This window comes from Faecousia intestinalis (assembly GCF_040096185.1).
Lineage (GTDB): Bacteria > Bacillota > Clostridia > Oscillospirales > Oscillospiraceae > JAZOXB01.
In genome coordinates, this window is the sequence record NZ_JBBMFF010000238.1 from 1 (window position 1) to 22,279 (window position 22,279).

The 22,279-nt window shown below is 44.8% G+C and carries 26 protein-coding genes and 2 pseudogenes; 7 read left to right on the top strand and 21 right to left on the bottom strand.

The annotated features are described in order from the left end of the window. Positions 1–763: 763 nt before the first annotated feature. The 12 genes and pseudogenes from WMO66_RS09860 to WMO66_RS09915 all read right to left on the bottom strand — a co-directional run. Positions 764–1,243 (bottom strand): annotated as a pseudogene (locus WMO66_RS09860) (hypothetical protein); the annotation flags it as partial. A 185-nt stretch (positions 1,244–1,428) separates the two neighbouring features. Next, on the bottom strand, positions 1,429–2,682 hold the full coding sequence (locus WMO66_RS09865; protein ID WP_349136276.1) for a site-specific integrase: 1,254 nt from the start codon (positions 2,680–2,682) through the stop codon (positions 1,429–1,431). 13 nt (positions 2,683–2,695) lie between these two features. Further along, on the bottom strand, positions 2,696–2,935 hold the full coding sequence (locus WMO66_RS09870; protein WP_014635876.1) for an excisionase: 240 nt from the start codon (positions 2,933–2,935) through the stop codon (positions 2,696–2,698). 12 nt (positions 2,936–2,947) lie between these two features. Continuing rightward, entirely contained in the window at positions 2,948–3,184 is a 237-nt protein-coding gene (locus WMO66_RS09875) for an excisionase (protein ID WP_022117666.1), read from the bottom strand. 13 nt (positions 3,185–3,197) lie between these two features. Continuing rightward, on the bottom strand, positions 3,198–3,419 hold the full coding sequence (locus WMO66_RS09880; RefSeq protein ID WP_014635877.1) for an excisionase: 222 nt from the start codon (positions 3,417–3,419) through the stop codon (positions 3,198–3,200). Between the two features lie 96 nt (positions 3,420–3,515). Next, positions 3,516–3,737: an excisionase gene (locus WMO66_RS09885; RefSeq protein ID WP_105155662.1), complete on the bottom strand. Its 222-nt coding sequence runs from the start codon at positions 3,735–3,737 to the stop codon at positions 3,516–3,518. After that, positions 3,727–4,290, bottom strand: a complete 564-nt coding sequence (locus tag WMO66_RS09890; protein ID WP_158424773.1) for a type II toxin-antitoxin system PemK/MazF family toxin — start codon at positions 4,288–4,290, stop codon at positions 3,727–3,729. Before WMO66_RS09890 ends, WMO66_RS09885 begins: the two co-directional genes overlap by 11 nt. Positions 4,291–4,399: 109 nt before the next feature. Continuing rightward, on the bottom strand, positions 4,400–4,984 hold the full coding sequence (locus WMO66_RS09895) for a chromatin SPT2 (RefSeq protein ID WP_050618049.1): 585 nt from the start codon (positions 4,982–4,984) through the stop codon (positions 4,400–4,402). A gap of 438 nt (positions 4,985–5,422) precedes the next feature. Next, the gene (locus tag WMO66_RS09900; RefSeq protein WP_050618048.1) at positions 5,423–6,154 is read right to left on the bottom strand and encodes an ImmA/IrrE family metallo-endopeptidase; all 732 of its coding nucleotides are present in this window, start codon (positions 6,152–6,154) and stop codon (positions 5,423–5,425) included. A 19-nt stretch (positions 6,155–6,173) separates the two neighbouring features. Further along, positions 6,174–6,425, bottom strand: a complete 252-nt coding sequence (locus WMO66_RS09905; protein ID WP_014635881.1) for a hypothetical protein — start codon at positions 6,423–6,425, stop codon at positions 6,174–6,176. A 2-nt stretch (positions 6,426–6,427) separates the two neighbouring features. Further along, positions 6,428–6,727 (bottom strand): hypothetical protein, encoded by a 300-nt coding sequence (locus tag WMO66_RS09910; RefSeq protein ID WP_003525179.1) that lies wholly within the window; start codon positions 6,725–6,727, stop codon positions 6,428–6,430. A 12-nt stretch (positions 6,728–6,739) separates the two neighbouring features. After that, positions 6,740–7,975: a DNA polymerase Y family protein gene (locus tag WMO66_RS09915; protein ID WP_173875512.1), complete on the bottom strand. Its 1,236-nt coding sequence runs from the start codon at positions 7,973–7,975 to the stop codon at positions 6,740–6,742. Between the two features lie 148 nt (positions 7,976–8,123). On the opposite strand from WMO66_RS09915, the gene WMO66_RS09920 reads away from it, so the two are divergent. Together WMO66_RS09920 and WMO66_RS09925 are read left to right on the top strand one after the other, a co-directional pair. Beyond that, complete coding sequence (locus WMO66_RS09920) at positions 8,124–8,534, top strand: helix-turn-helix domain-containing protein (RefSeq protein ID WP_003525181.1); 411 nt, start codon at positions 8,124–8,126, stop codon at positions 8,532–8,534. A 100-nt stretch (positions 8,535–8,634) separates the two neighbouring features. Continuing rightward, positions 8,635–9,168: an ImmA/IrrE family metallo-endopeptidase gene (locus tag WMO66_RS09925; protein ID WP_024532699.1), complete on the top strand. Its 534-nt coding sequence runs from the start codon at positions 8,635–8,637 to the stop codon at positions 9,166–9,168. Positions 9,169–9,209: 41 nt separating this feature from the next. On the opposite strand, the gene WMO66_RS09930 is transcribed toward WMO66_RS09925, so the two are convergent. Next, complete coding sequence (locus WMO66_RS09930) at positions 9,210–9,446, bottom strand: winged helix-turn-helix transcriptional regulator (protein ID WP_085951113.1); 237 nt, start codon at positions 9,444–9,446, stop codon at positions 9,210–9,212. Between the two features lie 648 nt (positions 9,447–10,094). Here WMO66_RS09930 and tet(O) point away from each other — a divergent pair. Together tet(O) and tet(40) are read left to right on the top strand one after the other, a co-directional pair. Continuing rightward, positions 10,095–12,014: a tetracycline resistance ribosomal protection protein Tet(O) gene (gene tet(O) / locus WMO66_RS09935; protein WP_055182589.1), complete on the top strand. Its 1,920-nt coding sequence runs from the start codon at positions 10,095–10,097 to the stop codon at positions 12,012–12,014. A 148-nt stretch (positions 12,015–12,162) separates the two neighbouring features. Next, positions 12,163–13,383: a tetracycline efflux MFS transporter Tet(40) gene (tet(40), locus tag WMO66_RS09940; protein ID WP_349136280.1), complete on the top strand. Its 1,221-nt coding sequence runs from the start codon at positions 12,163–12,165 to the stop codon at positions 13,381–13,383. Positions 13,384–13,687: 304 nt separating this feature from the next. Here tet(40) and WMO66_RS14540 read toward each other — a convergent pair whose 3' ends face one another. Further along, positions 13,688–14,182, bottom strand: a complete 495-nt coding sequence (locus tag WMO66_RS14540; RefSeq protein ID WP_001135090.1) for a hypothetical protein — start codon at positions 14,180–14,182, stop codon at positions 13,688–13,690. Between the two features lie 49 nt (positions 14,183–14,231). Here WMO66_RS14540 and WMO66_RS09950 point away from each other — a divergent pair, with 49 nt between their 5' ends. From WMO66_RS09950 to WMO66_RS09960, 3 genes and pseudogenes are all read left to right on the top strand, one after another. Continuing rightward, entirely contained in the window at positions 14,232–14,429 is a 198-nt protein-coding gene (locus WMO66_RS09950; protein ID WP_001909500.1) for a helix-turn-helix domain-containing protein, read from the top strand. Between the two features lie 131 nt (positions 14,430–14,560). Next, complete coding sequence (locus WMO66_RS09955) at positions 14,561–14,752, top strand: hypothetical protein (protein WP_000841357.1); 192 nt, start codon at positions 14,561–14,563, stop codon at positions 14,750–14,752. Positions 14,753–15,398: 646 nt separating this feature from the next. After that, positions 15,399–15,515: pseudogene (locus WMO66_RS09960) on the top strand (plasmid mobilization protein); the annotation flags it as partial. Between the two features lie 41 nt (positions 15,516–15,556). Here the strand turns inward: WMO66_RS09960 and WMO66_RS09965 are convergent. From WMO66_RS09965 to WMO66_RS09995, 7 genes are all read right to left on the bottom strand, one after another. After that, entirely contained in the window at positions 15,557–17,266 is a 1,710-nt protein-coding gene (locus tag WMO66_RS09965) for a CHAP domain-containing protein (RefSeq protein WP_349136283.1), read from the bottom strand. Between the two features lie 40 nt (positions 17,267–17,306). Then, on the bottom strand, positions 17,307–18,077 hold the full coding sequence (gene srtB / locus WMO66_RS09970) for a class B sortase (protein ID WP_173875368.1): 771 nt from the start codon (positions 18,075–18,077) through the stop codon (positions 17,307–17,309). Positions 18,078–18,114: 37 nt separating this feature from the next. After that, entirely contained in the window at positions 18,115–20,448 is a 2,334-nt protein-coding gene (locus WMO66_RS09975; protein WP_173875367.1) for a VirB4-like conjugal transfer ATPase, CD1110 family, read from the bottom strand. Further along, the gene (locus WMO66_RS09980; RefSeq protein WP_015573062.1) at positions 20,441–20,806 is read right to left on the bottom strand and encodes a PrgI family protein; all 366 of its coding nucleotides are present in this window, start codon (positions 20,804–20,806) and stop codon (positions 20,441–20,443) included. Before WMO66_RS09980 ends, WMO66_RS09975 begins: the two co-directional genes overlap by 8 nt. Then, complete coding sequence (locus WMO66_RS09985) at positions 20,806–20,991, bottom strand: hypothetical protein (RefSeq protein WP_015573063.1); 186 nt, start codon at positions 20,989–20,991, stop codon at positions 20,806–20,808. The genes WMO66_RS09980 and WMO66_RS09985 overlap by 1 nt, the downstream gene beginning before the upstream one ends. A 14-nt stretch (positions 20,992–21,005) precedes the next feature. Then, positions 21,006–21,842 carry a VirB6/TrbL-like conjugal transfer protein, CD1112 family gene (locus WMO66_RS09990; RefSeq protein WP_003525214.1) on the bottom strand — a complete coding sequence of 279 codons (837 nt, stop codon included), beginning with the start codon at positions 21,840–21,842 and terminating at the stop codon, positions 21,006–21,008. Between the two features lie 73 nt (positions 21,843–21,915). After that, entirely contained in the window at positions 21,916–22,275 is a 360-nt protein-coding gene (locus tag WMO66_RS09995; protein WP_029731078.1) for a glutamyl-tRNA amidotransferase, read from the bottom strand. Between the last annotated feature and the right edge of the window lie 4 nt (positions 22,276–22,279).

The window sequence follows — 22,279 nt, forward strand, 5'->3', positions numbered from 1 at the left end:
TCGTTTTGCCTGTGCCGCCTTTCTGATTGCAGATAGCAATGGTTTTACAGTTTGGCATTTCGCTTTTCCTCCTTCTTATTAGATTTGGATCGCTTGATCCACCAAAACACAGGAAGCGGAGTCCTGTGCTTTGGTGGTCGCATTTAACTCGATCTCATCCCCCAAATGCGTAAAAGGAAATCAACAGGCGTTCGGCTGCTGACCGAACTCATAGGAATCTCACCTCTGCCGGGTACTCCGCCAGCCCCATAGGGAAGTATCATTGTCCCTGAATCGTTTCATCGCCTTATCCGCAGCAAGCGGATATTTCAGAATGGTTCGGAATCGCTACCAACCTTGCTTTCCGTGATAACCCTTGTGGGCAGGAAGTTCGTGGCGCACCTTCATCCGGCTGGGGCTTTCACCCCCGATCAGGAATGTACCTGTTGAATGTCTATTCGATTTTCAAGGTTCGTGAGGTTTTTGCCCTCACTAACCAACTGGGAAATTTTTTTCGATTTGTACGAAGTTTTTTTGAGATTTTTCAAAAAAATTTTTTCGACCACCTTTCAGGGATAAAAAAAGCCCCTATCACATCACAGAGATGTAATAGGGGCAGAAATAGAAAAAGCCCGCTGACCGAAATCAGCGGGCTTAAATCATATGAAATTATCGTATGCTATCGGAACTTGTCTGCAATCGCAAAATTCCAAACGCATTTTTGGCGTAAGCTCGGAGTAAATTGGCGTAAGTTGTGGCGTAAGCACCGACAATTTTAGGTCAATCAATAGAGCTTTGCGCCTGCCGGAATGTGAGGATCGACCATCAGCAAATGCAACTTTTCTTCACCGTTTTCGTGATGCACGGCTGAGATCAACATACCGCAGGAGTCGATACCCATCATCGCTCTCGGAGGCAGATTGGTGATTGCAATGCAGGTCTTACCGACCAGTTCTTCCGGCTCATAATATTCGTGAATACCACTCAAAATGACCCGATTTACGCCGGTTCCGTCGTCCAAAACGAACTTTAAGAGCTTTTTGGACTTCTTCACAGCTTCGCATTCCTTGACCTTTACGGCACGGAAATCACTCTTGGAGAAGGTGTCAAAATCGACCTGATCCTCAAACAAAGGCTCAATCTGAACATTGGAAAAATCAATTTTTTCTTCCACAACGGGAGCCGTCTGAGTAGCCTCCGCAGGAGCCGAAACTTCCTTGGAAACCTTCTTGTCAGAGTCCAACGGCTTCATTGTCGGGACGATTTAGGACATCGTTTCAATTCTTGCTATAACCCAACATAGTTCAAAATAAGTCGCAAATCAGATTTTTTCAAAATCCTACTTTACTTTATTTTCGATTAGTTTCGTGGGGGCTTTGTGTAAAAATTGATGTAAATGATGTAAATGCTCTAATCCACCAACTATGAAGTCCGTATCAATTTAATCTGTCAAACTGACTCTTTATTATACTCATTTTTGAAGTAGGAGTCAAGACCTTCAAATTCGGACTTCCTCAGTTCCTTCGTTACATCGGTATAGATGTTAAGCGTAGTTGAAATATCTTTATGACCGAGCGTGTCCTGAATGACCTTAACATTTACCCCTGCTTCGCACATTCTTGTTGTGAAAGTGTGCCTTAAAGAATGACAGCTAAAATGCGGGAGCAATACTTCTGCGTTTTCATCTTTCAATAACTGCTCGTCGTTGCAGTCACGGATAATGCGGCGGATTGCTTTGTTCAGGGTTGCCTGATGTTGCGGCTGACCAAAACGGTTGATGAAGATAAAATCGGTATATCCATCGACAGTCGCTTCGCAGTGAAGGTCGAGCAGTTCCTGCCTTTCCTTTTCCATTAAGAATGCTTCTTTGACGAAACCGAGCATAGGCACTTTTCTTCTTCCTGCCGGGGTTTTGGTCGTATTAACATTGAAGTAACAGCCACGCTTACTGCCCTCAGTACGGTGGTCATAGTAAACCAGCGTGTGGTTCACATCAATGATACCTTCTTCCAAATCAATATCGCACCATCTTAACCCTGTAACCTCTCCAACACGAAGTCCCGTACCAATCATAACCGCAAACACCGGATACCAATACTTTGATGTAGGAGAGTTTTTCAGATAGTCAAGAAACAACTCCTGCTCCGGCTTTGTTAAGGCTCTACGCTTCTCGGTCTGAAAACAATGGGACTGTTTCAACTCTTTAAGCACATTGTTTGACGGGTTATTCCTGATGTAGTCATCATCGACCGCCATATCCAAAATCTGATGGAGAACCGTATGAATATTATCAATGGTCGCTGGCTTTAGATGGCGTTCGTCTGCAAGGTAATTATAGAACCTCTTTATATCTGTTTTTCTCAGAGAAGATACAGTCTTTGAGCCTATCTGATGACGGACAAAGGTCTCATACATATACTTGTAGTTTTCAAAGGTGTTGTTTTTCAGTCCTCGCTTCAAATCCTTCCAAAGCTCATATATGTCATTGACCGTTGTGTAACGAGCTTCTGCCTTAATGCCATCGCTCTTGTCTTTTGCGATTTGTTCCTCTTTGTATCGCAGTTCATCAAGTGTCTTGGCATACACATAACGCCTTTTGTGGTTGGCGTCCGTCCAACTGAAATGGTATGTACCATCGGCTCTCTGTGATTCGCCTGTACGAAGCACTACTCTTGATTTGTCTTTTCTTTTTGTTCTTGGCATAATTTTTCCTCCCTTAAATGCGAAATTGCTTATCAAGATAATCAATAAATTTGTCTCGGATTACACAGACCTGAACACCGTTAGTGACAGCAAAGGGACAATCACCCTTCATTATGATTTGCCTGATTTTTGTCCTACCTATACCGGTGTACTCGGCTGCTTCCTCAACAGTTAAAACATTCTTCTCCCAAAAGGGAGCTTTTTCTTTACGCTTTTCGAGTAAGGCTCTGTAAGCTAAAACACCGTTGTCCATAAGCCCTCCTTCCTATATTGAGTACATTTTCTCAATGTACTCATCAAAAACTCGTCTCTTAATCATTCGTCTGTTTCCTACCCACAGCACGAACGAACATTTTTCTTGGCTTGTCATCTCATAAAGTTTGTCTCTGCCTATGCCTGTGTAAGCGGTCGCTTCATCAATCGTAAGGTAAGGCTTAACCCAAACCGGCACGGTTTCCACCCGATTGCCTGAATTATTCAATTCAGTCTGCTTATTTCCCATAACACCACCTCCGTCAGAGGGAATACTGCGATGACAGGTATTCCTCAAATTGTTTTCTTTTAATCAATCGCTTTGCTCCGTTCCAAAGAACGAAAGGACAATCTTCGCTATTCGATAGTTCTTTTATCTTTGATGTGCCAATGCCCGAATATTCCGAAGCTTCTTCAACCGTAAGATTCATTTTCTTCCAAATTGGGACACTCGGCATATTGGATTTAAGCTGTTTGTCAGACATACGCTGTAACCTCCTTCCTTTGGTGATTACAGCATACTCAAAAGTCTGCGGTAAGCCAATTATGCGAATCGGCTCATCGCAGACTTGACTTTTTTCTTAAATCGAGTATTGCCTTTCGATAAATTCGTCAAAGACTTTCCTTTTAATCATTCTTCTGCTACCAATCCAAAGAACAAAAGGACAATCCTGACTTTCCGTCATTTCATAGAGTTTTCCCATTCCAATACCGGAATAAGCTGCCGCCTCCTCAATAGACAGGTTTGGTTTACACCAAAGAGGAATATCGTAACGCTTCTTCTTTTCACTGCTATTTGACATTCCTGCACCCCTTTCCTTTGACCGAGGTGCGTTTGTCATAAACGATATAATCCCAACCGCTGTTATTGCACTTATCGCAGTTGTCTTTGCTTTTCGCAAAAAGGTCAAGACGCCTGACAACATAATTCGGGTCGTGGATATAGTCGCTCAGGCACTTGGGACATAAGCAGCGAACATCTCCGTTTCTGTCTGTGTTGTAAATCCATAAACCGAAAGTCTTTTTAAGAGCTGCGTTAATTTGCTTCCAAAGCCTTTCGTCGTTTACCGAACCAATGTAGTCTGTCAGTTCGTCCTTATTGACGGTTTGTATCTGTTCAAGAAGAACCATTGACGGCTTCTTCAGACCGAAGTCCTCACCCAAAATGATGTGTGAAGGAAGATACTTCTTTTTCATCACAGCCGTAACAGCAGCAACAATAATTGTCGGAGCATTTGCATTAAAGTTGTCCGCCTGAATTACCATTACAGGTCTCTCTCCCGACTGGACAGACCCCTCTCTTTTTCCAAAATCGTAGTAGAATAAATCTCCACGCTGAATTTCTTTTCTCTGCATTTATGTATAACCTCTCTGTTCATTTAGTTTTGAAAGTGCATTTCTTATCCGGAATTGAAATAACCCCTTCACTCATTTGGACAAAGGGGGTCAAAATGCACACCCAAAATCAGAGGTTTTCATAAAATTTCTTGAAATTTTTTCTTGCGGCGGCAATCGACTTATCTACAACGCTGTAATATACGCCTTCTTCCTTTGCGATTTTTCTTGAACTCATACCTAACAAAATCGCTTTAATCATTCTTTCTCTCTGAACGGGTTTCAGCATTTCCAATACCTTTCTGACTTTTGCAATTTCTAACTGTCGAAGCTGTTCCTTTTCTTCCTCAATCCGTTCTTCCTCCGCCTGCTCAAACGGGTCAACAAACGGAGTAATCAGTTCCCGGTGGAACTGTTCAGAGATGTCATCTTCATAGCCGTACACATCGATTGTTCTTTTTGCTCGCTTTTCGTACTTATCATTGTTTCTGTATGACTCGTCAATCACTTCGCCCTGAGCCATAGAAAGCAGAATGAACGGGGTGTACCGGCGGATAACATCAGGGTATTTAACCCACAATTCTTCTTCCGCCAGTTCTGTTACAATCGCCCATTTCTCCGTGCCGGTGTAACCGTGGTATTCATACCGCAGATTGATGAGTTTGCAGTCGTTCGCAAATAATAATTCCTGTTGTTCTAATGTAAGTTTTGTCATTGTCGTAATCTCCTTAAATTTGAATTTTTGAATTTGGTTGAAATCAAAAATTCGGAGATTACGGATACTTGGCGATATATGCCAGCCACTTATATGTCACGGTCTTGCTCCTTTCGGGAGCGACAAAAAAGCCGGACACCAAGAACATTAGGATATTTCTATCCCTTAATTCTCAGCGTCCGGCAATTTGATGACTCAGGAGCTTTCGCTCAAGGACTCGTGGCTCGGTACATCTGCCCGATATTTAATTGTTCGCTCTGTTATTACTTCTTGTTAATCTGTACTTGACCGTTCCCTTGCGTAGGGACAGGTCAACCTCTACTACTCTGTGGCAGTTCGGACATTTCAGTTCAATAACACCTGTTGTCATTGTTACCTTGTCGAAAATACGCCAGCCACAGTTTTTGCACCTTACGATTATCTTTTGTTCCAACGATTTCATAGCTCGCTCACCTCCGGATAAACCGTAACCAAATCAAAAGGATTATCAAGATACTCCTTTTTCAGTAGTCCGAGCTGTTTCATTCGTATGGCAAGTGCTTTTTTGGAACACCCTAAAAAATCGGCAAGTGCGTCAAACCTTTTATATACGCTCGGATAGTATATCTTGTTCAGGCATTCAATCTTTTCGCCGAGACTGAACAGATACATTCCTTGTTTTATGAGGTTTTCAGGAAGAAGAATAGCAGCTCCAAGCGTGTTTGCCTGCCATTCCTCCCAATCGGATATTGGCTTATTCCTCTCGGAATTTGCCTTGCAATAATGTACTCCGGCAGATTTCTGTGTTACACCGTAATCATGCGGGAACAACATCTTGAATATCTGATGGCTGCCCTCGTGCATTAAGGTAAAGTTCTTTCTGCCTTTCAGCTTGCTGTCAAAGTTCAAGTCCTTTTCCACAAGAACGGTTTTCCCGTCCAAAAAGAAAAAGGCTTCGTTATCATCATCTTCAAATACCTGAACACCCATTTCCGTAAATGAGGTCATTCCGAGAATACTACCGTCATAGGATAGGTGCTGGTATTCGACATTCAATCCGAGAACCTTCTCCAAGAGAAGCTCCGGGTCAATTCTGTATATTTGTGTGTTACGGACATCAGGAAGTGCCATATATGCCTGAACATACTTGTCGGCAATCGCTTCGATGTCAAATCTCGATAAATGTTTCAAGTTACAAAACCTCCTACCATTAGGATTTTGCTTCTACAAACCACTTTCCGTTTTCTTCGTCGAACAGAAATGTGGGCTTGCCGCAAATCTGTACCGTGTAGCGGATACCGGTTCCTCCGACTTTGGTGGAAGCCGCACGGCATTTCTGAATTACACGGTCTATCTCATATTTTTCATCATTCTCAAACTTGATGAAATTCGGACGAGCCGTCCCATCAGGTCTGTGTGTTACATTTACTTCAACATAAACTTTTCTTCTATCGGATTCCATTTTTATACCTCGTAATTTCTCAAAGTCAAAACTAATCTTCCCAAGTGCTTGTATCCGTCGATGTTCTTATCCGACACCCTGTACTTAGGTCGGTCATCTCCGGCAGTATTGATGTAACAGGAAAGCCTTCCTTTCTTAAAGCGTTTTTTCCGGTCAAAGAACAGGAACATTCCCTCATATATACCGTAGTCGGTAAAATGGTTTCCGCCGTCCGCACGGAAGATAACAATATCTTCGCTGCACCCCTGCAAAAAGCAGTCGGGTATCGTAACATAAGCCGTAACCTCTTTTTCGTCAATCACATTAAGCCCTCCTTAACCGACCATACCTGTCGGCATAGTGATTTCAGCTTTTTTCGGTGGTAGCCGCAGGTTCTGACACAGAACCCCATTACTTATGCTGTCCTTTCCGAAACGCCGTCTGATTTCTTCAACACACTTTTCCATTCGCTCCAATTTGTCCTGCTTGGCGGCGTCCATAAACATATCTATTTGACGGGGCGTGTCTTGTGGAACAAGATTTATGGCTTGTACCGTCACAGAACGGATAGGGTTATTCCACCCATATCTTTTTTCAAACAACTGAAAAGCGGTCTTTGCAATAATCATCGGAGACTGTGTAGGAAGTGCAATCTTCGTCTGCCATTGCCTTGTATTGAGTGTGTTGTCTCTAATATGTATTGCGACACCTTCTGCACTCAGTCCGTGAACACGGAGCTTGTGTCCGATGTCTTGGGTTAACTCGAGAAACACGGGCCACACCTGCTCCGGTTTCTCTAAGTCTGCTACCGTTGTTATACCGTGTCCTACGCTTTTTATAGGAGAAACGAAGTCTTTCTTGGCAACAAGGGAAAGGTCGTTACCATTGGCATAGTTCCATAAAACTACTCCGTTCTTTCCTAATCTTCTGCGTAAGAACTCAGGGTCGGTATTCGCTAAATCCCCGATGGTACGAATACAATAGCTGTCAAGCACTCGCTGGGTTGCCCGTCCTACACCGAGCAGGTCAGCGGCAGGAAGTCCCCAAATCTTTTCTTTGAATGTGTCCTTTGGAATTACGGTTACTGCGTCCGGTTTCATCATATCCGAGCCGAGCTTCGCAAATATCTTATTAAAGGAAACACCCACAGAAATCGTCAAGCCGAGTTCAAACTTCATAGTCTCACGAATTTCATTTGCCACCTTTTCCGGCGAACCGAAAAGGCTTTCTGTCCCGCTAATATCCAGCCAACACTCGTCCATACCATACGGTTCAACTTGGTCGGTATATCGCTCATAAACGCTTCTCGCAAGCTTTGAGTATTTGATATACTCCTCATAATGGGGCGGCACTACAACCAAGTCCTTGCACTTCTGTTTAGCCTGCCATACTGCGTCCCCGGTTTTCACATCAAAAGCCTTTGCTTTGTAGTTCTTTGCAAGCACGATACCGTGTCGTTCCTCCACAGAGCCGCAGACAGCAATCGGATATTTCTTCAATGCGGGGTCGAGCATACATTCGACGCTGGCATAGAAGTTATTCATATCACAATGAAGTATGCTTCGTAACATTTTTAGAACCCCCTTGACATTTTGGGTAGTTTGGTGTACACTATGTGTAGTTCAACTTCCCAATTCATATTATATACACTTCAACTGTACTTGTCAAGAGCAAATGGATATTTCAACTGTAAATATTCTTTTAAGGAGTGAAATCACAATGACATTCGGTGAAAAAGTCAAGGCTGAAAGAACAAAGCTTGGTATGAGTCAAGATGAGTTGGCAGCTAAAATCGGCGTAACCCGACGCATAATTGGTTCTTATGAAAATGATAAATCCCGTCCGAGAGGAATGGAAAGATATAAGAAGCTGGCAGAATCCTTAAATGTAAATGTGAATTATCTGCTGTCTGAGGACGACGCTTTCATCGCCGATGTAGAGGATAAGTACGGACGCAGAGGAGCAAGACAGGCTCAGGAGTTGCTTGCAGAAGTTACCGGTCTGTTTGCCGGCGGCGAAATGGCTGACGAGGATATGCGTGAAATGGTTGACGCCATTCAGGAAGCCTATCTTATTGCAAAGAAAAACAATAAAAAATACACCCCGAAGAAATACCGCAAAGACGAGTAATCCTCGAAGTGAACTAAGTCCAATATATGGGACATATAATAGTTTATAATTTATTATAGGGTTAATATCCGATATACTATAATATGGGAGGTGAGCCGGATTGGGGTATTACACTACGGCTGAGATTGTGAAAATCGTAAACAAGCTCATTGACCGCTGCGGTACTCGTGACCCATACAAGGTCGCAAAAGAGCTTGGTATCAATATAATCTACCGAAATTTTGACAAGCAGCGTGGAGCATATAAAGTTATTCTGAAGAACCGCTTTGTTTTTCTTAAAAACGGTATGCACCCGGTCGTGGAGCAGATAGTGCTATGGCACGAAATCGGACACGATGTTCTCCACAGGCAAGAAGCGGTTGCTGTCGGCGGGTTCAAAGAGTTCAACATCTTTGATATGAGAGAGAACCGTATGGAGTATGAAGCAAATATCTTCGCTTCTCAGGCTTCGCTCCCGGACGACACCATTTTGGAATACATTGAAAACGGCTATGACATTCAGCAGATTGCACGGGCAATGTGTTCTGACATAAACCTGATTGCTCTGAAAGTGGATACGCTGATTGCACAGGGCTATCAACTTCGCAAACAGGAACACCAAAACGATTTTCTTAAATACAATCACAAAATGTAAGACCGTCAAGTCTCGAATGTTGAGATTTGACGGTCTTTTCGTTATTTATTACATTTTTCTTTATAATCTTCGCCCCAACTCCACATAGCGTCGAGAATAGGTTTCAAGCTTTGTCCCAATTCTGTCAGAGAGTATTCTACTCTCGGCGGAACTTCAGCATACACTTTTCGATTAACGAGTCCGTTTTCTTCCATATCACGAAGCTGAGCAGTCAAAACCTTTTGAGAAACGCTGCCGATTGATTTTTTTAATTCACCGAAACGCTTTGTACCCGGCAGTAATGCTCATGTACGGTAAAGAAGCAAGCAACCGAAAACAATAGATAGACCGCCAGCACTACACTATTCCGAACCAAAGACCAAAAGATAAGCATTTTGAGAAAATCTAAACTTTTGGATTTTCCTACAATGCCGACTACGGCGGAATCCCTCCCACTCCTTATATATTTCTTTCTGTATACATTGAATTTGTATTTAGTAAAATGCAGACAACACCACGGATCGGCTTTTGGCTGGACAATTCCAACCAAACACCACAGCAGACAGCAGAAACCATTCTGAACGCCAGGAAGCCGGTATGATTGTTACATATAAGGGGAAGAAAAATTTCTTTTAGGTACTTGCTTTCCTAAAACTGATGTGATATAATAGCTTCATTCCAGAAAAGGAGTTAATAAATATGCGGCAAGGTATTCTTAAATAAACTGTCAATTTGATAGTGGGAACAAAAAGTAGCAGTCCCGTTTCACTTTTAATATGGGGCTTAGTTTTTTGTACCCAGTTTAAGAATACTTTTATCATGTAATTTTATATGCCCGAAAACATATAAGTGTTTTGGGGCTATTGGAGTTATTTACCCAGTGATAGGAGTATTTATCACTGGGTATTTTTATGCCCTTTTTTGGGTGTTGATAGGAGGAAAATCACATGAAAATAATTAACTTAGGCATTCTGGCTCACGTTGACGCAGGAAAGACAACATTAACGGAAAGTTTATTGTATACCAGTGGTGCAATTGCAGAACTAGGGAGCGTAGATGAAGGCACAACAAGGACAGATACAATGAATTTGGAGCGTCAAAGGGGAATCACTATCCAGACAGCAGTGACATCTTTTCAGTGGGAGGATGTAAAAGTCAACATTATAGATACGCCAGGCCATATGGATTTTTTGGCGGAAGTATACCGTTCTTTATCCGTATTAGACGGAGCAGTATTATTAGTTTCTGCAAAGGATGGCATACAGGCACAGACCCGTATACTGTTTCATGCACTACAGATAATGAAGATTCCGACAATTTTTTTCATCAATAAAATTGACCAAGAGGGGATTGATTTGCCAATGGTATATCGGGAAATGAAAGCAAAGCTTTCTTCGGAAATTATAGTGAAGCAAAAGGTTGGGCAGCATCCCCATATAAATGTAACGGACAATGACGATATGGAACAGTGGGATGCGGTAATTATGGGAAACGATGAACTATTAGAGAAATATATGTCAGGGAAACCGTTTAAAATGTCAGAACTGGAACAGGAAGAAAACAGGAGATTCCAAAACGGAACGTTATTTCCCGTTTATCACGGAAGCGCTAAAAACAATCTGGGGATTCGGCAGCTTATAGAAGTAATTGCCAGTAAATTTTATTCATCAACGCCTGAAGGTCAATCTGAACTATGCGGGCAGGTTTTTAAGATTGAATATTCAGAGAAAAGGCGGCGTTTTGTTTATGTGCGTATATATAGCGGAACATTGCATTTGAGGGATGTTATTAGAATATCTGAAAAAGAGAAAATAAAAATCACAGAAATGTGTATTCCGTCAAATGGTGAAATCGTCCCGGCTGACCATGCCTGTCCGGGAGAAATTGTTATTTTAGCTGATGATACTTTGAAACTGAACGACATTCTGGGAAATGAAAAACTCCTGCCTCACAAAACATGGATTGATAATCCCATGCCATTACTTCGGACAACGGTAGAGCCGCAAAAGCCGGAGCAAAGGGAAGCCCTGTTAAATGCCCTCGCAGAGATTGCTGATACAGACCCTCTTTTGCATTTTGACATTGATACTGTTACACATGAGATTATGTTATCTTTTTTGGGGAATGTGCAGATGGAAGTCATTTGTGCCATCCTTGAGGAAAAATATCATGTGGAGGCAGAAATAAAAGAGCCTACTGTTATATATATGGAAAGACCGCTTAGAAAAGCAGAATATACCATCCACATAGAAGTCCCGCCAAATCCTTTCTGGGCTTCTGTCGGGTTGTCCATAGAGCCGCTCCCTATTGGAAGCGGAGTGCAGTATGAAAGCAGAGTTTCACTTGGATATTTAAATCAATCGTTCCAAAATGCGGTTATGGAGGGGGTTCTTTATGGCTGCGAGCAGGGGCTGTATGGATGGAAAGTGACAGACTGTAAAATCTGTTTTGAATATGGATTGTATTATAGTCCTGTAAGTACCCCCGCAGACTTTCGGCTGCTTTCCCCTATCGTATTGGAGCAGGCTTTAAAAAAAGCAGGGACAGAACTATTAGAGCCATATCTCCACTTTGAAATTTATGCACCGCAGGAATATCTCTCACGGGCGTATCATGATGCTCCAAGGTATTGTGCAGATATTGTAAGTACTCAGATAAAGAATGACGAGGTCATTCTGAAAGGAGAAATCCCTGCTAGATGTATTCAAGAATACAGGAACGATTTAACTTATTTCACAAATGGGCAGGGAGTCTGCTTGACAGAGTTAAAAGGATACCAGCCAGCTATTGGTAAATTTATTTGCCAACCCCGCCGCCCGAATAGCCGTATAGATAAGGTTCGGCATATGTTCCACAAGTTAGCTTAACAGCTTGCAAAAACTGAAAAAACAGAAACAAGTCTTTTAACGGCGCTTTGGGCGCTTTAGGAGGCCTTTTCTAAAATCACTGTTAGAAAGGGCTGAGAAGCTTGTTTCACAAAACAACCCACTGATTCGTAAAGGAGGATGTAACTTCATGTTTGCTAAAAATTCAAAGGCATATTCTGTCTACCTGCTGTTCCGATTTGTCTGTTCCCTGGCGGTTTCTATGTCCACAGTGCTTTCCATCGTGTACCACCTGGAGGTGGTGCAGCTGGATGCTTTCCAGCTTGTCCTGGTAGGGACGGTTCAGGAGACCTCCTGCTTTCTGTTCGAGATGCCCACCGGTGTGGTGGCGGATTTGTATAGCCGTCGGCGCTCGGTGCTGATTGGAATGTTCCTCTACGGCCTGGGCTTTCTGATGGAGGGTGCGCTACCGTGGTTCGCGCCGGTTCTGCTGGCCCAGGTTGTCTGGGGTTGCGGTGATACCTTCATCACCGGCGCTCTGGAGGCGTGGATTGCCTCGGAGGAAGAGGACAAACCCATAGACAAGGTGTTCCTGCGGGGCAGTCAAATGGGGCAAATCGGCGGCGTTCTGGGCGTGGTGCTGGGCACACTGCTGGGAAACATAAACCTGCAAATGCCTCTCGTCTTGGGGGGCAGTTTGTGCTTGTTGTTGGGGCTGGTGTTGGGTCGCATCATGCCAGAAACCAACTTCTCCCCTGCTATTGAGGAACGGCAGGGCTTGCTTAAAGACTTTGTCTGCCTGTTCAAGCTCAACCTGGGCTTTGTGAAAGGCGCACCTGTGTTGCTGGCGCTCTTAGCAATCACACTATGCGGGGGACTTGCCAGTGAAGGCTTTGACCGGCTCTCCACCGCTCATTTTCTGGATGACACGGTAATACCCGTTATCGGGCCGCTGAACAGCGTCACTTGGTTCGGTGTTATCAGTCTTATCGGCAACGGCTTAGGTATTCTGGCTTCTCAGTTGCTCATCGCCCGCATGGAGAAAAAAGGGACTGTCAGCCGAACCAGTGTGGTCATGTCCACCAGCGCCGGGTATATCCTGTGCCTGGTTCTCTTCGCGGTGGGGCGGAGCTTTTGGTTCATGTTGTTGATGTTCCTGCTGGCGGGGCTTATGCGCACCATCAAGGAGCCTGTGCTGGCCGCCTGGATGAACGACCATGTGGATGAGAAAATGCGCGCCACACTCTTTTCCACCAGCGGACAGCTGGACTCTTTCGGGCAGATCATCGGCGGGCCTATTGTGGGGCTGGTAGCCCAGCAGGTGTCCATACCCTGGGGGCTGGTCTGTACCGCTTTCCTGCTGTTGCCCGCGCTGTTCTTAGTGCCGGTGGCGGGAAAGAAGCGGGATTGATATGGCATAGTTAAGTTTACTGACGAGCGGGAGATTACTTCCGCTCGTCTTCATTTAGTAGCGCAAAATTTGAGGACTCTTTATTTCCTTATTCGGTATAGCGGAGGCGGCTGTCAATTCGACATAATTTTCTTGTGATACTTTACCGTACATGAGCATTGTATTCTGGTTATTTATCTATCTTAGAAACAGAAGATTTAGTTCAAATGGACATTTCAATTTACTTTACGGGCAAAATTATTTACGATACAAAAGAGTAACAAATTCCAGTTTGTCGGGTAAATAGCAAACCCAGCCGAGCCAGTCAACGATAAAATGAACGCCGCTTCGCGCCGTCGTTGACAGCCCCGCCCGTCTTTGCTGGTAGGCAATCAAGGGGCGACAGCAAGGAGTACTGCCGCCCCGCACTATTATTCAGAGAGGGGGAATTTCCATGACCGAAGATGAAGCCTACAAGGTGCATATCCAGTACACATTCAATGCCTTTTGCAAGGTAGTCATTCGTCACGCAGCCATAGATAAAATCTTGAAGCTGCGCCGGAGGTGGGAACGGGAAGTTTCCCTTGATTATCTGATGAGTGAAAAGTTTGTCCAGCTTGCCGAGCCGGAGTAGCTTGAAGAATATCTTTTTACCGCCTGCGGCCAGACCGCCGTTCTGTATCATGCGGAGCTTGCCGCCGCCCTTGCCCTTTTGCCGGAGCAGACGCAGGAAGAAATTTTTCGTTACTATTTCCTGCGCCAGCCGCAGCGAGTGATCGGCGTACATATTGGCCGGACACGCAGCACAGCGGGGCGGCATATCCGGCTTGCCTTGCAGCGGTTAAGGCGGCTCATGGAGGGAAATGACTATGAGTAAACTTCTCCCCTATGAAACAATCGTCAAAGCCCATGAGGGCGACCCGGACGCAATCGACACCATTCTTTCCCACTATGCCGGATATATCCGCTACTGTTCCAAAGTACACGGGAAAGTCAACGCCGAAGTTGAGGAACATATAAAGCAACAGCTCATTGCCGCCCTGTTCAAATTTCGCTTTGACCGATAAACAAAGAACAAACACTGGCTGTCATTAGCGGTTTCACTCCAGCCAGTTTACAATTCATCTATTCCTAAAGGAAGCAGGTCATAGTATAATAGAACCAACGACAAATATACTTTTAGGGGAGATATAGCAATATGAAAAGTAATAAATACTTAACTATTGGCTTATTAACAGGATTTATTGTCGGTGGTTGCATAGGTGTGTTGGCATGGGCGTTTTTGCAAAATCTTTTTGCTATTTCTATTTGTGCAGGTATCGGAATGTTGATTGGAATTGTTATAGGTACATTGATTGATTATGAAAAAAATAATCATCAAGAGAAATAGAAAAAATGCACAATGCCTTAAAGGGAAAACAGGAATTTATTGTGCTATCCATCATCGGGCCAACCTGACCTGAACTTTCAAAACTGAATATCCACCGCCCATCGGCGGCCAGCGAAAGCAGTAAGTCTGAAAAAGATTTGCTGCTTTTTTCTTTATCCGTTTGGCAAAATCGCAAAGTCATCCGTAGTAGGTAGGTGAAGCCGGAAACAAAAAATTTTCTGCGGCGGTAGCCAAATCTGCATTTTCTGTATTTCTAAGGCAAAGGAAAATTTGAGAAAATTCCCGGCAAGCGGGTAGCTGGCGGCCTTTGAAATGTATCTTTAGCGGAAAGAAAGAACTGCGGGTAAAAATCGCCCCACGCCGTAAGATTTTTGCAGAAATCCGGCCAAAACAGGCGGCAGCTATACGAGTAGTAAGTGCAAGGGGAAATCTACGGCTTACTTAGAGCAAGTTTCTACCACGGTGCCAAAATCCGCAATTCTGCGGTTTTGCCCCTCGCGGGAAACTTGTTGGGGAGTGCCTTCCCCAAACCCTGCTATGCGGCTTACGCCGCAAAAATATTTCTGTCCGGCAGACAGGAAATGCCCCGAAAATAGCTAACAGACCAGCCCATTTTTTGTGATAAGTGAAAGGAGGTTTACAGCCCATGCCGAAGCGATACAACACCCCCCACCGCAGCCATGTTGTGAAAACCCGGCTGACCGATGAAGAATACGCCGACTTCACAGAACGGCTTGCGCCCTATGGTATCAGTGATTTTGAATAATGTACTTGATGGCTACTCAAACGAGCAGCCATCTTTTTTTAATATGCCGGAATACCGTATCCGTAGATAACAGAGCTTCCGACAGGGTATGTTTTGGTTCTGCAAGTATCGCCTGAGTTGCCCTCGACGGTATAGACTGTACCGTTCTCGCATCTTTGAACAATACCGGTGTGGTCTGTCACACCGTCGCCCTCCCAGTCAAAGAAGATGATTGTACCGGGCGAAGGTTCATACGAACCGTCTGCCCATTGTCCTCGGTCTCTGAACCATTGAACGCCGTTTACACAGCCGGCATACTTTGGAATAATACCGGCGTCGATATATCCGCACTCGTTGGCACACCAAGAAACGAAGCAGGCACACCATTCTACACGGGAGTCAAATCCGTACCAAGACCAGTAAGGCTGACCGCCTACATTACCAACCTGAGACAGAGCAACCGTTACGATTTGGTCGTCGCTATATCCGATACCGTAAAGCACCTGAGACCATAGCTGGTTGTTTTTGTCCTTTAGCAGCTCGGCAAGATACTCTTTCTGCTCCTGATTAAAGCCATACATAGCCGCCATTTCATCAACAGTCTTGTGCGATACCGTGATATACAGGAAAGTTTCGGTTACAGTGGTTTCGGTCTGTACGATATTGCCTTGTCCGTCGTCGCTTTCTTCGATTTCGGTATGGGTTTTCGTTTCAGTTCGGGAAGAAATATCGTTCATCTCCCAAAAAATATCCGACAGTAGCTGCTTCTTTGTTTCATCAACCGTAGCAACCTCCATCGGATTATCGGGGTCGGTATTCACTTTAACGGAATAGACCGCAAGAACTTCTTTCCACACAGCTCGGCTTCCACTCATTTCAAGCACATCATAGCTTACAGAGTTCTTTTCCTGCTCCAATCGGTCATCATATTCTTGATTGATTTCCTGAACGACTGTCTGCATTGACATTCCCGTGCCGGAATCCTCTCCCGAAAAGAAGATACCGAACACAGAACCCGCAATTAATGCGACAAGGCATAGAACAATAATAACTACCACCGCAACCCAACCGCCGGCAGCGATGGCGGCAACAAGACCTTTTACCGCCGCTATGATTGCTTTTACTGCGGCAACGGTGGCTTTGGCTGCGGCTTTAATCGTAGCGGCAGTTGCTTTGGCTGTGGCTTTTGCTGCCTGTGCCGCTTTCTGCGAAGCCTTAACCGTCGCCTGAGCTGTTTTCTGTGCCGCTTTCGCCGCTTGCTGACTGGTTTTTATCGCAGTCTTTGCAGTCTGTTCAGCCGTCTTAACTGATTTCTGTGCGGTTTTGGTTGCTTCTTTTCCGGCAAACTTAATGGTTTTCTTTCCGGAGGAAGTGGCAGACTGCTTTATGGTCTTTTCCGCCTTGTCAACAGTCTTAATCGCAGAGCTTGTGTTATGCGAAGCCTGTTTTCGTAAAGACTGCTCGGCTCGCTGTTGCTTGAAACGCTGAATACCGTCCTTTGCGGTGCGGATATTCTCTTTTGTGGTTTCAAGTCCCTTTCGTCCCGCCTTGTCAAACGCATAAGCACCATCGTGAACCACCTCGTCAATACCGCTTTCCAGCTTATCGGAAGCGTATTCCTCGGCTGAACTGCTGTTAGCATTTACCGACCGCTCCGCCTTTTCTTTGGTTGCGATATACGCCTGCTTCATTCGTTGGGTTGCAACGGCAGCCTTATCTATGGTTCGTATCGTACCTTTTGCATTGTCTTTCGTTTTAATATCAGCCATACAATCCCTCCTTCCTATGCAGGCTGAACCACTTGTTGTGTTATTCGTTAATGAGCTTCGCCACTACAACAAGTCTGCCGTTTGTCCGGGAATACTCACAGGTGGAAAGGGTCAGGAGCTTGTCGCCGTATTCGGTGGTTACGCCCGTATCGTAAAGCGACAGTTCCTTGCACCTCTCAACATAGGCTGTGAAATCATCGGCGGTCTCAGCATTGACGAACTGATAATATTTGAAGCTGTCGGGACTATCCGTATATACTACGGTTTTGAACACGGCAATTACTTCATAGGTCTGTCTGTCGGTCAGCGTATCAAAGGATACTGTTTTGTGCTTTTCCCAAAAGCTCTTGTCCTTGAATTTCATAAGACCGGCGAACATAGAGCCGTCGTTCATATGATGACCGTAGATAATGATATTGTCGCTTGGCAGTTCCATATCGCAGTTTTCCTGAACATAAGGACAGCCGTAGTCGGTGTATGCCTTATCAAAGCCGTGCTTCAGATAGAAGTTCGGGTTGTCCTTTGACTGCATAACGGGATAATTGATTTTTGTGTCCTCAACCTTAATCCAGCCGACCATATCGTTGTTTTGCAGATAAAGCTCCTGATACTCTGGGATAAAGGTTTTTTCTTCGGAGTAGTTCATCGGCTCTTTGGTTTCTTCAGGCTCGGTCTCCACAACCTCAATCAGATTGTCGTACATCTCCGCCTGCTTTGCAGAGTCGTAATAGTGCTTGATGAGAAAACCTGAACTGACGGCAAATACAATACTGAAAGCACAGATTATTGCAATATAGATTTTGTTTTTCATAGGTGTTTCCTTTCTCATATACAGAATAGGGCAAGGGTTATACACCCTCGCCCGGTTTGGTTGTCATCAGCTTATACAGTTTCGTATTCTTCGGGAACTTATTTGCAAACGGCACAAGCGAACTGCCGACCTTAATCAGTCCGTGTCCTGCGTCAACATTCGTGATATATGAAAGCTGGAGGTCGGAAATGTTAAGGAGCTTGGCAAGCTCAATTCTGTCGGTTGACGCCTGATTGAGCATAATCAAAAACTCGCTGTTTGCAAGCATAGTTCTTGCCGTATGGCTATGCAAAAGGTCGTCCACATTCTGCGTAATGCCGGTGGCGTAAGCACCGTACTTTCTCACACGCTTCCAAAGAGTAAACAGGAAGTTTGCGGAGTATTCGTGCTGGAACAGAAGATAGATTTCATCAATGAAGATGAATGTCTGCTTACCCTTAGCACGGTTCTGTGTAATACGGTTCAGAATAGAGTCAAGGACAACAAGCATACCGATAGGCATAAGCTGCTTGCCGAGGTCAAGAATGTCATAACAGATAAGTCGGTTATCCGTATCAACATTGGTCGGCTTTGCGAAGGTATTCAAAGAGCCGTGTGTAAACAGCTCGATAGCAAGGGCGATTTCTTTTGCTTCCGGCTCGTCCTGTTTCAAAAGCTCCGCACGGAAGTCCTGCAAAGTAGGAACTGTGCCGGTATAACCTCTCTGCTGATAGTCTCGGTAAACGCTCGCCGTACAACGGTCAATGATAGACTTCTGCTTTGCTCCGAGGTTTGTGCCGCCGATAAGCTGTTCGCAAAGGGACATAATGAACTCGGATTTCAGGATAACCGGGTTTGCACCGTCGCCGTATTCCTTGTTCATATCCATTGCATTGATATGGCTCGGAGAAGTAGCGGAAATATTGATGATTTCGCCGCCGAGAGCCTTTACAAGCTGCGAATACTCTCGCTCAGGGTCTATGATAATAACATCTGCGTTGGAGGAAAGAATGATATTTTCAATCTCTCCCTTTGCCGCAAAGGATTTACCGCCGCCGGATACGCCGAGAATAAAGGAGTTACCGTTGAGTAGCTGTCTGCGGTCGGCGATAATCATATTTTTGCTGATAACATTCTGACCGTAGTAAATGCCGTTTTCGTGGTAAATGTCCTGAACCCTGAACGGAATAAATACCGCAAGGCTTTCTGTGGTAAGGGTTCTGAATGCGTCAATCTTGCGTGTTCCAAAGGGCATAGCCGTATTCAGTCCGTCCATCTGCTGATACTTGAGAACGGCAAACTGGCACAAATGCTTTCTTGCCGTAGTAAGCAGAGCTTCGGTGTCGTTATCAAGCTGTTCTTTGGAGTCCGCAGTATGAACCATAGTGAGTACAGCGAACATCATTCGCTGATCACGAGTGGTAAGGTCATCAAGGAACTCCTTCATTTCCTTTTTCTGCTGTTCCATATCATAAGGAACGGTAGCGGAAAAGTTATTGTTCTGATTCTGCTTTCTCTGCCAGTTGGTAATGTTCGTCTCAACCCCAAGCAGTCTGCTCTCTGCTTCTCGCACGGCTTCATCGGTAGGAACGGGTACAATATCAATAGACATCATCAGGTTGCGATTCAGGTCGGTAAGCTCGGCTACCATACTGTCCTTGATATAGGAAGCGTACTCACGAAGAAAAAGGACTCTCCCGTAACGGTTTCCCATTTTGAAGTAGTCCTTTTCAAATTCCATTGTATCGGGGCAAACATAATCTTTGAAATCGTGTCCCTTTTTTCTCGTTTCCTTAATATTGAAGTGGTAGGCGGTTTCCTCCCCGACACGGAAGAAATCGTGGACAATTCTCAACCTCTCATCGGTTTCAAGCTCCACACATTTACTTCCGAGTCTTGCAAAGTGGGCAATCAGGTCAGCGCCGACACGGGCAAAATAGGTTCTTGCGTCCTCCACGCTCTTTTTGTTGATAGAGATAGTAACATACTTATCCTGAACGATGGCATTTGCACCGGTCGCCTTGTCGAGAAGCATTTTGTTATATTCCTCTCGGTAAACATCAAGCTCATCGCCGGTTTCGGGGATAAGAATGGTTTTCTCAAAGTCCAAACGGTTAAGCCGTCTGTTGTTGATAGTCAGCTTTGTAGTAGCTCCGCTGTCAAGAGAGTTGAGAAGCTCGGAGTATTCAAGGAACATTGCTTCCTTGTCCTCACGGCTTGCTACGGCAAAGTTAATATCCGTGAACTTAAAACTCTTGGAATACTTGTCCTTGCCCACACGGAAAATACCGTCATCATAGATTGCGGTAATGGGAATACAATCCTGTACGCCCTTTGGTACTACAAACTTTTCTTTGTCCTGCTTTAACAGGTTTGTAAGGGTTTTAATCATTGTTCTTATAAGCCTCCTTCTGTTTTTGTTCGATTGTCGGTTTCATCAATTCGTAATAGGTGTTGGTGGAATGAAAGACCAGCTTTTTCGGCATAAGGAACTCGGACTTTATCCACGCCCATATAAATTTCTCAGCCGTCATTCCGTTGTATTTCACAAAGCCGAGAGCCGCAAAAGGGGCAGCTCCCAAAATGCACACCCACGATACGGTTTCTGTTCCGAGGTACGGTTTTAGGAGGAAGTAAAGTCCTACCGCTACCGCACAGGCGAGGACAGAAAAAATGAACTGTCTGAGCGACAGTCCAAAAAACATTGACTCTGTGTAATTTCGTATCTCTCGGTTAATTTTGACTTCCATCAAAAGCTCCTTTCTCTGCGATATGCTTGTTTTGCGTGACGGATTTCATCAGAGCAGACGCAGGTGTCCGCAAGGCAAATTACATTGCCGTTTTTCTTTCCTCCGTAATACACACAATATTTGCAGTCGCAGTCGGCAGGCGTATAGCCCTGCCATCTATCGTTATTATTCTTGTTTTTCTTCATCAGAGAACCTCCCGTTATAAGCCCATCATTTCACGGATAATTCGGTCGCTCATCTTAACCGCACCGACAAGCACAAGCATATTGAATACCAGTTCTCCGATATATGCCCATACCTGAGTAACGGCTGCTGCGTCAGGGTTCACTACCGGCGGCGTAGAAGCAAATAGGGAGAATATGATACAAGCAAGTACAATTACTGCTCCCTCAAGCAAAACGGCACAGTAGCTCTTTATAAAGCTCTTACCCACATTCTGCGACGGTTCTCCGGCAAAAGTGGAAAGCGGTATCGGAGCGAGAGCCGTGTACATATACAGCTTGAAAAATCGTCCGTACACCGTCATTATCATAATGAACGACAAGACTGTTATAAAAAGTCCGCCGATAAGAGTAACCGCCCACAATGGGATACTTTCAAAAAATCCGCAGCTTTCAATGGTTGTTACCATTTCAGCAGGTAAGGTTGTTTGATTTGGCGTACCGAACCCAGCAGATGTCATAATGGTTGAAATCGTACCTTGTACGATGTCGAACAGGGCAAGCATAAGCTCCAGCCCGTAGGTAATCACACCTTTGGCAATGGCAAAGCGGATAAACAGCTTTAATGCGTGTTCCGGTTTCTTTACATCGGTAAAGCTTCCGCAGGTGCGAACCACACCGACAACAAAAAACAGAACAAGCAGGGCAAGACCGATAGCCTGAACCGCCCCGTTGATATTCACCATTACAGACCAAATACTGCCGCCTTTGAACTGTTGCGGCGAAGTGGTTAAGAGCTGCCATATTTCCGACAGCTTGCTGTTCCAAGTTTCAAGGGCATTTTCGAGGTTCTGAACTACCCAGTTATCGCTCATCTGTTTGCACCTCCTTTAAGATTAGGGGCATACCTGAAATGCCAGGTATGCCCCGTTTGATAACTGTGTTCTATTAACCGGTAATAAGGGTCAGGATTTCCTTTGCAAAGGTAATGATGATACCGCCTGCAAGAGTCAAAAAACCGTTGGCTCTCTGAGACGGGTCGTGAGACTTCAAAGAGAGACCGACCTGAACGATACCGAAGCCAAGCAGGATAAGACCGATGGCACGGATAAGTCCGAAGATGAAATCAGACAGGTTGTTGACCACGGCAATCGGGTCGCTGGCGGCAAAAGCGGTAACGCTCATGCCGCAGACAAGAGTTGCTGCTGCGACTACGCCGCAGTAAGCACGGAAGCCTTTCTGAGCCTTGCCGGTCATAGGCAGCTTCTGAGTGGTTTTCTTTTCGTTGTTCTTCTTAAAAATGTTCATTGTG

Coding starts and splice junctions, on each gene's coding strand:
- WMO66_RS09865 (WP_349136276.1), bottom strand. CDS start 2,682: ATGCCAAGAACAAAAAGAAAAGACAAATCAAGAGTAGTGCTTCGTACA.
- WMO66_RS09870 (WP_014635876.1), bottom strand. CDS start 2,935: ATGGACAACGGTGTTTTAGCTTACAGAGCCTTACTCGAAAAGCGTAAA.
- WMO66_RS09875 (WP_022117666.1), bottom strand. CDS start 3,184: ATGGGAAATAAGCAGACTGAATTGAATAATTCAGGCAATCGGGTGGAA.
- WMO66_RS09880 (WP_014635877.1), bottom strand. CDS start 3,419: ATGTCTGACAAACAGCTTAAATCCAATATGCCGAGTGTCCCAATTTGG.
- WMO66_RS09885 (WP_105155662.1), bottom strand. CDS start 3,737: ATGTCAAATAGCAGTGAAAAGAAGAAGCGTTACGATATTCCTCTTTGG.
- WMO66_RS09890 (WP_158424773.1), bottom strand. CDS start 4,290: ATGCAGAGAAAAGAAATTCAGCGTGGAGATTTATTCTACTACGATTTT.
- WMO66_RS09895 (WP_050618049.1), bottom strand. CDS start 4,984: ATGACAAAACTTACATTAGAACAACAGGAATTATTATTTGCGAACGAC.
- WMO66_RS09905 (WP_014635881.1), bottom strand. CDS start 6,425: ATGGAATCCGATAGAAGAAAAGTTTATGTTGAAGTAAATGTAACACAC.
- WMO66_RS09915 (WP_173875512.1), bottom strand. CDS start 7,975: ATGTTACGAAGCATACTTCATTGTGATATGAATAACTTCTATGCCAGC.
- WMO66_RS09920 (WP_003525181.1), top strand. CDS start 8,124: ATGACATTCGGTGAAAAAGTCAAGGCTGAAAGAACAAAGCTTGGTATG.
- WMO66_RS14540 (WP_001135090.1), bottom strand. CDS start 14,182: ATGCCGCCCCGCTGTGCTGCGTGTCCGGCCAATATGTACGCCGATCAC.
- WMO66_RS09950 (WP_001909500.1), top strand. CDS start 14,232: ATGAGTAAACTTCTCCCCTATGAAACAATCGTCAAAGCCCATGAGGGC.
- WMO66_RS09955 (WP_000841357.1), top strand. CDS start 14,561: ATGAAAAGTAATAAATACTTAACTATTGGCTTATTAACAGGATTTATT.
- WMO66_RS09965 (WP_349136283.1), bottom strand. CDS start 17,266: ATGGCTGATATTAAAACGAAAGACAATGCAAAAGGTACGATACGAACC.
- srtB (WP_173875368.1), bottom strand. CDS start 18,077: ATGAAAAACAAAATCTATATTGCAATAATCTGTGCTTTCAGTATTGTA.
- WMO66_RS09975 (WP_173875367.1), bottom strand. CDS start 20,448: ATGATTAAAACCCTTACAAACCTGTTAAAGCAGGACAAAGAAAAGTTT.
- WMO66_RS09980 (WP_015573062.1), bottom strand. CDS start 20,806: ATGGAAGTCAAAATTAACCGAGAGATACGAAATTACACAGAGTCAATG.
- WMO66_RS09985 (WP_015573063.1), bottom strand. CDS start 20,991: ATGAAGAAAAACAAGAATAATAACGATAGATGGCAGGGCTATACGCCT.
- WMO66_RS09990 (WP_003525214.1), bottom strand. CDS start 21,842: ATGAGCGATAACTGGGTAGTTCAGAACCTCGAAAATGCCCTTGAAACT.
- WMO66_RS09995 (WP_029731078.1), bottom strand. CDS start 22,275: ATGAACATTTTTAAGAAGAACAACGAAAAGAAAACCACTCAGAAGCTG.